Source organism: Streptomyces sp. NPDC005648 (assembly GCF_040605395.1).
GTDB lineage: Bacteria > Actinomycetota > Actinomycetes > Streptomycetales > Streptomycetaceae > Streptomyces.
Genome location: NZ_JBEXCS010000199.1, coordinates 1 through 1694, shown reverse-complemented (window position 1 = coordinate 1694; position 1694 = coordinate 1). Strand labels below are relative to the sequence as shown.

At 65.1% G+C, this 1694-nt stretch carries 3 protein-coding genes; 1 reads left to right on the top strand and 2 read right to left on the bottom strand.

Translation table 11 applies throughout. The features are described 5' to 3' along the window. Both ABZT17_RS45125 and ABZT17_RS45120 read right to left on the bottom strand, forming a co-directional pair. On the bottom strand, positions 1-348 hold a 348-nt coding region (locus ABZT17_RS45125; RefSeq protein WP_356357998.1), incomplete at its 3' end, for a rodlin. 218 nt (positions 349-566) lie between these two features. Beyond that, positions 567-974, bottom strand: a complete 408-nt coding sequence (locus ABZT17_RS45120) for a rodlin (protein ID WP_356357997.1) — start codon at positions 972-974, stop codon at positions 567-569. Between the two features lie 192 nt (positions 975-1166). On the opposite strand from ABZT17_RS45120, the gene ABZT17_RS45115 reads away from it, so the two are divergent. Continuing rightward, positions 1167-1577, top strand: a complete 411-nt coding sequence (locus ABZT17_RS45115; protein ID WP_356357996.1) for a rodlin — start codon at positions 1167-1169, stop codon at positions 1575-1577. The last annotated feature ends 117 nt before the right edge of the window (positions 1578-1694 follow it).

Sequence of the window (1694 nt, the reverse complement as noted above, 5' to 3'; positions counted from 1 at the left end):
GAGCGGCTCGTCGCCCTTGATCTGGCTGGAGTTCTCGGTGCACTGCTGGTTCTGCGGGGCCGACAGGATCGGGATGTCCTGAACGCCGACGTTGATGGCGGCGAGGATCGACTGCGCGTTGACCTTCGCGGGCAGGCCGATGCAGGGCTTGTTCAGGGTGCCCTGGACGAGCGAGAGCTGGGGGCTCATGTCGCCGTGGGTGGCCTGGTTGCCGTACTTCTGGACGGCGCCGTTGCCGTTGATGGTCTTGACGTCGTCGTTGCCGATGGCCAGCGCCGGGGCAGCGGTGGCCGCCGTGACGCCGGCGACGGAGGCAGCAATGGCCGCGGTTGCCCACAGCTTCTTCATGTTCGTTCCCTTTCGGAGAGCGGACTCCGGTGCAGAGTTGCGGACCCCGTTGCAGAGCCGCGTGTTGATCAACCGCCGACCGCCGGTTTGGTTGCGCTGTTTGCCCCGTTCGGCCTATTGCGTACTAAAAACATACGTTCCGTCACGGGGTGAACTCGGGAAGAGGGCAAGCGAACGGGCCGCCGAGAACTCGGCGGCCCGCTGCGTGCGTCGACCGGTCAGCTGTGGCTGGCGCCGTTGCCGGACAGGACCGGGATGTTGTCCAGGATGTGCGAGAGCGGCTCGTCGCCCTTGATCTGGCTGGAGTTCTCGGTGCACTGCTGGTTCTGCGGGGCCGACAGGATCGGGATGTCCTGAACGCCGACGTTGAGCAGGGCGGCGATGGACTGCGCGTTGACCTTCGCGGGCAGGCCGATGCAGGGCTTGTTCAGCGAACCCTGGATGAGCGCCATCTGGGGGCTCATGTTGCCGTACGTGGCCTGGTTGCCGTAGATCTGGGCGGAGTCGTTGCCGTTGACCGTGGTGGTGTCGCTGTTGCCGATGGCCAGCGCCTGCGGCGCGGCCGCGGCCGAGGCTCCGACGACGGAAGCCGCGATCGCGGCAGCAGCCATAACCTTCTTGATCACTTGCGTGGTCCCTTCTGGAGTAACCCCGTCCACCGGAGCGACCTGCACAACTGGTCCCGGCCCGCATGGTTGCTGCTCTTCACTCCAATGGCCCATGGAAAACCGATCGAGTGAAGCCGCGGAACCAATTCCCGGTGCCTCGGTTGATGTGGGAGCAGGAATGTGTGAGTCCGTCAGGAAAGGACCGGAGAAATGCTGAAGAAGGCAATGGCTGCTGCGGCGGTCGCGGCTTCCGTCGTCGGTGTGTCGGCGACGCTCGCCCCCCAGGCGCTGGCCATTGGCAACACCGACACCACCACCGTGAACGGCAACGGCGCCGCTCAGGTGTACGGCAACGGTGAGACGAAGGGCCTGATGAGCCCCCAGGCCTCGCTGGTCCAGGGCACGGCGAACAAGCTGTGTGTCGGCCTGCCCGCCAAGGCGGACGTGCAGTCCCTGGTCGCCGTCATCGCGAACGTCGGCGTCCAGGACATCCCGGTCCTCTCGGCCCCGCAGAACCAGCAGTGCGCCGAGAACTCCACGCAGGACAAGGGTGACGAGCCGGCCTCGCACATCCTGAACAACATCCCGGTCCTCTCCGGCAACGGTGCCCAGGGCAGCTGACATCTCGTCAAGAAGCGGCTCGGACAGATCTGTCCGAGCCCCGGGAAGGGTATTTAGGTGCCACTTGAAGGGAACCTTTATGAGACACACCGGGGAAAGACACAATTAAAAACAGGG

Bases quoted from the DNA above. Each gene is read 5' to 3' on its own strand.
- ABZT17_RS45115 (WP_356357996.1), top strand. From the start codon at position 1,167: ATGCTGAAGAAGGCAATGGCTGCTGCGGCGGTCGCGGCTTCCGTCGTC.